Below are 8,727 nucleotides of genomic sequence, written 5' to 3'. Positions count from 1 at the left end.
GCCCCGGCCTGCCGGCCGGCAGGCCCGTCATCGCCGGTCCCGGCGGCCGGCCTGGGCCGGCCGGGGCCGCGGCGCGCTTGCCGCGTCCCACCGGGCGTAGGCGTCGACGATCTCGCTGACCAGCCGGTGGCGCACCACGTCCGTGCTGGTCAGGAGCGCGAAGTGGACGTCGTCGAGCCCGTCGAGGATCTCCCGGACCACCCGCAGGCCACTGCGGGTGCCACTGGGCAGGTCCACCTGCGTGACATCCCCGGTCACAACGATCTTGGAGCCGAAGCCGAGACGGGTGAGGAACATCTTCATCTGCTCGACGGAGGTGTTCTGCGCCTCGTCCAGGATGATGAACGCGTCGTTGAGGGTCCGCCCGCGCATGTACGCCAGCGGCGCGACCTCGATGGTGCCGCTCTGGATCAGCCGCGGGATCGAGTCCGGGTCGACCATGTCGTGCAGGGCGTCGTACAGCGGGCGCAGGTACGGGTCGATCTTGTCGTAGAGGGTGCCGGGCAGGAAGCCGAGCCGCTCCCCCGCCTCGACCGCCGGGCGGGTCAGAATGATCCGGTTGACCTGCTTGGACTGCAGCGCCTGCACGGCCTTGGCCATGGCCAGGTACGTCTTGCCGGTACCGGCCGGGCCGATGCCGAACACGATGGTGTGGGCGTCGATCGCGTCCACATAACGCTTCTGGTTGAGCGTCTTCGGCCGGATCGTCCGGCCCCGGCTGGAGAGGATGTTGAGGGTGAGCACCTCGGCCGGGCGTTCCTCGCTGCCGCTGCGCAGCATCGACAGCGAGTGGTCCACGTGGGCGGGGGTGAGCTCGGCCCCGGACTCCAGCACGGCGATCAGCTCGGCGAAGAGCCTGGCCGCCAGCGCGTTCTCCTCCGGCGGGCCGGTGATGGTGATCTCATTGCCCCGGACGTGGACGTCGGACGATAACGCCTGTTCGACGACACGCAACAGCTCGTCCTGGTGGCCGAGCAGGCTCACCATGCTGTGCGCACCGGGGACGACGATGCGCGTGACGGTCCGCTGGTCGGACTGGGAGGTGGAATCGGTCATGGGTTGCGGCCGGCGCCGGCCACGGGACCTCTCGAACGACATGAGTCAGTACGGTCCTTCAGTGTAGCGATCCTCAGGCCGGTCGGACCTCCCGGGCCGGCTGCCGGGCCGGTCGTCGCACTGGCCGTACCAGCACAACAGCCGGCACGACAGGCACAACGAAGGCCGGCGGGACACCGGCCGCGGGCACACCGGGTACATGATCTAACGCTCCCATCGGGACGTGTGGGAGAGGACGACCGCGGCGGCGACCACGCCGGCGGTCGACGTCCGCAGCACGGTGGGACCGAGCCGGGACGGCCGCCCCCCGGCCGCGGCGAACACCTCCAGTTCGACGTCGGTGAGCCCGCCTTCCGGGCCCACCACCACGACGATCTCCGCCGCCCGGGCACCCGCCGGTCCGCCGGGCGACGCGGCCGCCGCCCGGGCACTGGCCGGCCCGGCGATGGCCGCCGTGGCCGTCATGGCGGCCGTGGCCACTGCCGGGGTGACCGCTGCCGCGCCAGCCACTGCCGTGCTGGTCACTGCCGTGCTGGTCGTCGTCGCCGCGGCGAGTATCCGGGCCAGCGGTTCGGCGGCCTCCTCGTGCAGGACCACGGCGAGTTCGGCCGCGGCGAGCCGGGCGGCGGCGGCGCCGGTGTCGGCGAGCGCGGCGACCCGCGGCCAGAACACCCGCCGCGACTGCTTCGCCGCCTCGCGGGCCGTCGCCGACCAGCGCTCGTGAGCGCGGGCGCCCCGCTCCCCCGCCCAGCGCACGACCGAGCGGGAGGCCGCCCAGGGGACGATCTCGTCGACCCCCACCTCGGTCATGAGCTCGACCGCGAGCTCACCGCGGTCGCCCTTGGCCAGCGCCTGGAGCACCACGAGCCGGGGCAGCCGCGCCGGGTGCACGACCCGGCGCCCCACCGCGCAGTCGAGCTCGTCCCGCCGGCAGCGCACGACCGTACACTCGGCGACAACGCCACTCCCGTCGGTGACATCCAGCCGTTCGCCGGGACGCAGCCGCCGTACCGTCGCCGCATGCCTGCCCTCGGCGCCGGCCAACGTCAGCTCGGCGGTGTCCGGCACCGGTACCTGGTGGAACAGGGGTGCGGTCAGCGGTCAGGCCGCCCTTCGGGGGTCACCGACGGTCACGCTTACCGGGTGCCACGGGAGCCGCGCAGCCGGGAGAAGAAGCCCTGGCCGTCGGCGGAGCCGTTGCCGCCGGAGATGACCGCCGGCTGCTCCTCGTCCCGCAGCTTCGCCAGTTCGCGCAGCAGCCGCTCCTGCTCGGCGTCGATCCTGGTCGGGGTCTCGACCACGACGTGGATGTGCAGGTGGCCGCGTCCGACCGAACGCAGGTGCGGGATACCCCGGCCGCTCATGGTGATCACATGGCCGGGCTGGGTGCCGGGCTTGACCGTGATGGTCTCGCTGCCGTCGAGCGTGTCCAGCGTGCAGGTGCTGCCGAGCGCGGCGGCGGTCATCGGGACGCGCAGCTCGCAGTGCAGGTCGTCGCCCTCCCGGGTGAACACCGGATGGGGGCGCTCCTGGACCTCGACGTAGAGGTCGCCGTTGGGGCCACCGCCCGGGCCGACCTCGCCCTCGCCGGACAGCCGGATGCGCATCCCGTCCTCGACCCCGGAAGGGATCTTGACGGTGAGGCTGCGCCGCTTGCGGACCCGGCCGTCGCCGCCGCACTCCCGGCACGGGTGCTCGATCACCGTCCCGGTGGCGCCGCAGCGGGTGCACGGCCTGGAGGTGACCATCTGGCCGAGGAAGGAGCGGGTGACCTGCTGGATCTCCCCGCGCCCGTGGCAGACCGGGCAGGTCACCGGATGGCTGCCCGGCGCCGCGCCGTCCCCGGAGCAGGTACCGCACACCACGGCGGTGTCCACGGTGATGTCCCGGGTCGTGCCGAAGGCGGTCTCGGAGAGGTCGAGCTCGAGACGGAGCAGGGCGTCGTTGCCCCGGCGCACCCGCGAACGCGGCCCGCGGCTGGCACCGCCACCGAAGAAGGCGTCCATGATGTCGCCGAGGCCGCCGAAGCCGGCTCCGAACGACGACCCGCCGGCTCCCCCGCCGGGCGCCAGCGGATCCCCGCCGAGATCGACGATCTGGCGCTTCTCCGGGTCGGAGAGGACCTCGTAGGCCGCGGTCACGGCCTTGAAGCGGGCCTGCGCCTCCGGGTCGGGGTTGACGTCGGGATGCAGCTCGCGGGCGAGCTTGCGGTAGGCCCGTTTGAGCTCGTCGTTCGAGGCGTCCCGGCGTACGCCGAGCACCTCGTAGTAGTCGGTGGCCATCAGTCGGCACCCAAGAGATCACCCACATACTTGGCGACGGCCTGGACGGCCGCCATGGTTCCTGGATAGTCCATCCGCCTTGGACCGACCACTCCCAGGCCACCCAACGCGGACGCCCCGCGACCGTACCCCGTCGCAACCACCGATGTGGAACGCAACGCATCCACGTTGTTTTCATGGCCAATACGGACCGTGACGGTATCGAGGTCCCGTACCTCGCCGATCAGTTTCAACAGAACGACCTGCTCCTCCAGAGCTTCCAGAAGCGGACGCAGCGTATCGGCAAAGTCGATGGCGGAACGCGTCAGGTTGGCGGTACCCGCCAGAGCGATCCGCTCCTCCGGCTTGTCGACCAGCGCCTCCATCACGACCGTGATCAGCGTGTTCAGGTGTGGACGCAGCCCCGGCCGGGCCTCGTCCGGCAGGTTGGCGACCGCCTCGGGCGCGTCCGCCAGCCGACGCCCGTTCAGCGCCGCGTTGAGCACGGTGCGCAGCTCGCTGACGGTCGGGTCGTCCACCGGCTCGGGTATCTCGACGACCCGCTGCTCGACCCGCCCGGTATCGGTGATCAGTACGAGCAGCAGGCGCACCGGCGTGATTGTCACGATCTCGATGTGCCGGACGCTGCTGCACGACAGCGACGGGTACTGCACGACCGCGACCTGGCGGGTCAGCTGGGCGAGCAGCCGGACCGACCGCCGGACCACGTCGTCGAGGTCGATCGCGCCCTCCAGGAAGCTCTGGATGGCCCGCCGCTCGGCCCGGGACAGCGGTTTGACCCCTGACAGCCGGTCGACGAAGAGGCGGTAGCCTTTGTCCGTGGGAATCCGGCCGGCGCTGGTGTGCGGCTGGGTGATGTAGCCTTCTTCCTCAAGTGCGGACATGTCATTACGGACAGTGGCAGGAGACACCCCGAGCTGGTGGCGCTCGGCCAGCAGCTTGGAGCCCACGGGTTCGTTGCTGAGCACGAACTCCTCGACGATGGCGCGAAGTACGTCCAACCGCCGTTCCTCCAGCACGCCGTATCACCCCTTTGCCACGCTGAAGCCGCCGGGCGAGGTCAGCGACGACCACACGAAGCCGCCGAGGCCGGAAACCCGCTGGCGGGACGCTCTGGCACTCGATTGCCGCGAGTGCCAATTGTAGCTGTCCTGGCGACCAGGCGAGACGGACAAATGTGTCACCGCCACCGGGAACCCCACGCGTGTTTCCGGTGACGGCTGCGGCCGGTCGCGGCTAGTCCGGCAGCAGAGCGTGGATGACGGTGTCGGCGAGCAGCCTGCCGCGCAGGGTCAGCAGGACGCGTCCCGCCGCCAGCGCCGGGGGATCCACCAGCCCGTCCGCGGCGAGCCGGGCGGCCTGGGAGCGCCCCGGGGGAGTGAGCTCCCCGACGGCGAGGCCCTCGGCCAGGCGCACCTCGAGCATGACCCGCTCCATGCGCGCGGCGGCGTCGTCCAGCTCCTCGTGGGCCGCCGCGGGACTCGTGCCCGCGGCGAGTCGCGCGCTGTAGGAGGCCGGATGGCGCACGTTCCACCAGCGGACGCCCCCGACGTGGCTGTGCGCCCCCGGCCCGAAGCCCCACCAGTCCGCGCCCCGCCAGTAGCCGAGGTTGTGCCGGCTGCGGGCGGCGGGCCCGCGCGCCCAGTTGCTGATCTCGTACCAGCCCAGGCCGGCCGCGGTCAGGGCCTCCTCGGCCTGCCGGTAGCGGTCCGCCATGAGATCGTCGTCGGGCGGGAGCAGCTCGCCGCGCCGGATCCGCCGGGCCAGCCGGGTGCCGTCCTCGACGGTCAGCGCGTACGCGCTGACATGGTCGGGCTCGAGCGCGACCACCGCGTCCAGGCTCTCCTGCCAGTCCCGGGCGGACTCACCGGGGGTGCCGTAGATCAGGTCGAGGTTGATGTGGGCGAAGCCGGCCTTGCGCGCCCAGCCGACCACGTCCGGGACGCGCCCGGGGGTGTGCCGGCGGTCGAGCGCGGCGAGCACGTGTGGGCGGGCGCTCTGCATCCCGAACGAGATCCGCGTGTACCCGGCGGCGGCCAGCCGCTCCAGCGCGGCGGCATCCACCGACTCGGGGTTCGCCTCCGTGGTCACCTCGGCGCCGGCGGCGAGACCGAACTCCGTGTCGATCATCCGGAGCAGCAGCGCGAGGTCCTCGGCGGGCAGCAGGGTCGGCGTCCCGCCGCCGACGAAGACCGTCGACACCGCGACGTCGGCCGGGCCGAGAACGGCCCGGGCCAGGCGGAACTCGGCCGCCAGCGTCGCCACGAACGTGCCGATCGCGGCCCCCGGCCCGAGCTCGGTCGCGGTGTAGGTGTTGAAGTCGCAGTAGCCGCAGCGGGCCGCACAGTACGGGACGTGCACGTAGACCCCGAACGGGCGGCTGCCGAGGGTGTCCGTGGCCCGCGCCGGGAGCACACCGTCCCAGCTCTGGAGGCCGCCCCCGGCGGCTGGGGAGCCCGTGCCCCGCGGGCCTCCCGGGTGTGCCGGGTGTGCCGGGCGGCCCGGCTCGCCGGGGCCGGCTGCGCCGGGCTGACCGAGGGCCGGGCCGGCCGTCGAGATGTGCGGCATGACCATAGTGTGCCCGACTCACGACACCGTGCCCGCCTCCAACACGTGCCCGCCTCCAGCGCCCGCCTGCCGTTCGACGGCCGTACGGCCCGCTCACGGGGCGCCCCGGGCCGCGCGGCCCGTGAGCGGGGCGCCCCGGGCCGCAGCCACTCCATGATCTTTATATTATGATCTTTATATTCAGTTATCGGATCTGTCGGATTTAACCGCCCAATACGGCCGCCGAATACGCCCGGAACCCCACCGCGGCCACGGCCGGTGGCGACGTTGACCTGACATTGATAATCGACTGGTCAATATAGGTGAAGCGTCGTGAGCTCGTGGTCCCGCGTCCGGAAAAATAAATCGCATGAATGACGACGCCGTGCGCGGTGTCCTCGACAACATCGAGGATCTTCTTCCCCCTCACGCGACGGAGTACCGATCCGGCACCCTGGCCGGATCGGCCGGCCCCGCCAGCCATGACGAACCCGCCACCGAACCCATCCGACTGCCCCCTTCGTCCGCACGAACCCCCTGAGCAGCCCGGACAGGCAACACGGACAGCTCAGGAAGCCCGGGCCTCCCGGACCGGCCCGCCTGGCCGCCGGCTCCGGGAGGAATCCCGCGAGGCCGGGGGGAGCACGGCCGCACCGGCGCCCGGAGGGCGGCCGGAGTCACCGCCCAGCCACGGACGGCAGACTTATTTCCCGTTCTTGGACACGTCCGTGGACAGCGCCGCGATGAATGCCTCCTGCGGGACCTCGACGCGGCCGATGGTCTTCATCTTCTTCTTTCCTTCCTTCTGCCGCTCCAGCAGCTTGCGCTTGCGGGTGATGTCACCGCCGTAGCACTTGGCCAGGACGTCCTTGCGGATGGCGCGGATGTTCTCCCGGGCGATGATCCGGCTGCCGATCGCGGCCTGGATCGGTACCTCGAACTGCTGACGCGGGATCAGCTCCCGCAGCCGGGAGGTCATCGCGACCCCGTAGCCGTACGCCTTGTCCTTGTGGACGATCGCGGAGAACGCGTCGACAGCCTCCCCCTGCAGCAGGATGTCGACCTTGACCAGGTCGGCCACCTGCTCGCCGGCCGGCTCGTAGTCGAGGCTGGCGTACCCCCGGGTCTTCGACTTCAGCGCGTCGAAGAAGTCAAAGATGATCTCCCCGAGCGGGAGCCGGTACTTCAGCTCGACCCGGTCGGTCGACAGGTAGTCCATCCCGCCCAGCGTGCCGCGCCGGCCCTGGCAGAGCTCCATGACCTGGCCGACGAAGTCGGACGGCAGCAGCACCATGGCGTCCACGACGGGCTCGTGGACCTCGAAGATCTTGCCCGCCGGCCAGTCGCTCGGGTTGGTGACAATCGTCTCGCCGCCGTCCTCCATGACCACCCGGTAGACCACGTTCGGCGCGGTGGAGATAAGCGTGAGGTTGAACTCCCGTTCCAGGCGCTCCCGGACGATCTCCAGGTGGAGCAGCCCGAGGAAGCCGCAGCGGAACCCGAAGCCCAGCGCCGCGGACGTCTCGGGCTCGTAGGTCAGCGCGGCGTCGTTGAGCTGCAGCTTGTCCAGGGCCTCCCGCAGGGCCGGATACTCACTGCCGTCGATCGGGTACAGGCCGCTGTAGACCATCGGGCGCGGGTCACGGTAACCGGCCAGCGGCGCCTGGGCCGGACGGGCCGCCGAGGTCACGGTGTCGCCGACCCGGGCCTGCCGGACGTCCTTGACCCCCGGGATGAGGTAGCCGACCTCCCCGGCGGACAGCCCCTCCCGCGGGATCGCCTCCGGCGAGATCACCCCGACCTCGAGGGTCTCGTGGCTCGCCCGCGTCGACATCATCAGGCAGCGGTCCCGGGCGGTCAGCCGGCCGTCGACCACCCGCACATACGTGATCACACCCCGGTAGGTGTCGTAGACGCTGTCGAAGATCATGGCCCGCGCGGGGGCGTCCGGGTCACCCATGGGCGCGGGGACCCGCCGGACGATCTCGTTGAGCAGCTCGGGCACGCCCTGGCCGGTCTTGCCCGACACCAGCAGCACGTCGGCGGGGTCGCAGCCGATGATCTGCGCCAGCTCGGCGGCGTACTTCGCCGGCTGCGCGGCCGGCAGGTCGATCTTGTTGAGGACCGGGATGATCTGCAGGTCGTTCTCGAGCGCCAGATAGAGATTGGCCAACGTCTGCGCCTCGATACCCTGCGCCGCGTCGACGAGCAGCACCGCGCCCTCACAGGCCGCGAGCGACCGGCTCACCTCATAGGTAAAGTCGACATGGCCAGGAGTGTCGATCAGATGCAGGACGTAGTCGCGGCCGTCGTCGGCCTGCCACGGCAGCCGGACGCTCTGCGCCTTGATCGTTATGCCACGCTCACGCTCGATGTCCATCTTGTCCAGGTACTGGGCACGCATGTTACGGGCCTCGACGACACCGGTGACACCAAGCATCCGGTCGGCGAGCGTCGACTTGCCGTGGTCGATGTGAGCGATGATGCAGAAGTTGCGGATCGACGCCTGGTCGACCGATGCCTGGTTGATACGACGGGGGTCGGAGGCTGGGGGCACGCGGAGTCTTCTCGTTTCGTCGGGATGGACTGTGTCATCGTGCCAGGCCCTGACACGCAAGGCTCGGCATACCAGGAGGCTCGGCATACCAGGAGGCTCGGCGCAGCAGGCACCGGCGCACCAGGGCTCGGCACGGGCCCGACGCGAGCCTGGCCCGAGCCTGGCGCGAACCCTGGCTAGCACATCAGACTCACCGCGTCGGACGCCGATGGCCACAGCTGACGGCCATCCCAGCGCCCACCGGACCGGCGCCCACCAGCCGCGACGGCCACCGGACGCAACGGT

At 71.2% G+C, this 8,727-nt stretch carries 6 protein-coding genes; all 6 read right to left on the bottom strand.

Translation table 11 applies throughout. The features are described from left to right. Positions 1-27 precede the first annotated feature (27 nt). Positions 28-1,056 (bottom strand): PhoH family protein, encoded by a 1,029-nt coding sequence (locus NBX02_RS07650; protein ID WP_250290614.1) that lies wholly within the window; start codon positions 1,054-1,056, stop codon positions 28-30. A 204-nt stretch (positions 1,057-1,260) separates the two neighbouring features. Beyond that, positions 1,261-2,124, bottom strand: a complete 864-nt coding sequence (locus NBX02_RS07645) for a 16S rRNA (uracil(1498)-N(3))-methyltransferase (RefSeq protein WP_250290612.1) — start codon at positions 2,122-2,124, stop codon at positions 1,261-1,263. 68 nt (positions 2,125-2,192) lie between these two features. Further along, positions 2,193-3,338, bottom strand: a complete 1,146-nt coding sequence (dnaJ, locus tag NBX02_RS07640) for a molecular chaperone DnaJ (protein ID WP_250286556.1) — start codon at positions 3,336-3,338, stop codon at positions 2,193-2,195. Further along, positions 3,338-4,357, bottom strand: a complete 1,020-nt coding sequence (gene hrcA, locus NBX02_RS07635) for a heat-inducible transcriptional repressor HrcA (protein ID WP_250286553.1) — start codon at positions 4,355-4,357, stop codon at positions 3,338-3,340. Before hrcA ends, dnaJ begins: the two co-directional genes overlap by 1 nt. 217 nt (positions 4,358-4,574) lie before the next feature. Then, positions 4,575-5,912 (bottom strand): radical SAM family heme chaperone HemW, encoded by a 1,338-nt coding sequence (gene hemW, locus NBX02_RS07630; protein ID WP_250290610.1) that lies wholly within the window; start codon positions 5,910-5,912, stop codon positions 4,575-4,577. Between the two features lie 676 nt (positions 5,913-6,588). After that, positions 6,589-8,442 carry a translation elongation factor 4 gene (lepA, locus tag NBX02_RS07625; RefSeq protein WP_250290608.1) on the bottom strand — a complete coding sequence of 618 codons (1,854 nt, stop codon included), beginning with the start codon at positions 8,440-8,442 and terminating at the stop codon, positions 6,589-6,591. Between the last annotated feature and the right edge of the window lie 285 nt (positions 8,443-8,727).

The sequence above is a fragment of the Protofrankia sp. CiP1_Cm_nod1 genome, assembly GCF_920888515.1.
In the GTDB taxonomy this organism is placed as follows: Bacteria; Actinomycetota; Actinomycetes; order Frankiales; family Frankiaceae; genus Protofrankia.
The sequence above is the reverse complement of the archived record's forward strand: the minus strand, read 5'-3'. Positions and strand labels throughout refer to the sequence as shown.

What these genes read in the sequence shown, in the direction of transcription:
- dnaJ (WP_250286556.1), bottom strand. Translation starts at nt 3,338, where the DNA reads ATGGCCACCGACTACTACGAGGTGCTCGGCGTACGCCGGGACGCCTCG.
- NBX02_RS07650 (WP_250290614.1), bottom strand. Translation starts at nt 1,056, where the DNA reads ATGACCGATTCCACCTCCCAGTCCGACCAGCGGACCGTCACGCGCATC.
- hemW (WP_250290610.1), bottom strand. Translation starts at nt 5,912, where the DNA reads ATGGTCATGCCGCACATCTCGACGGCCGGCCCGGCCCTCGGTCAGCCC.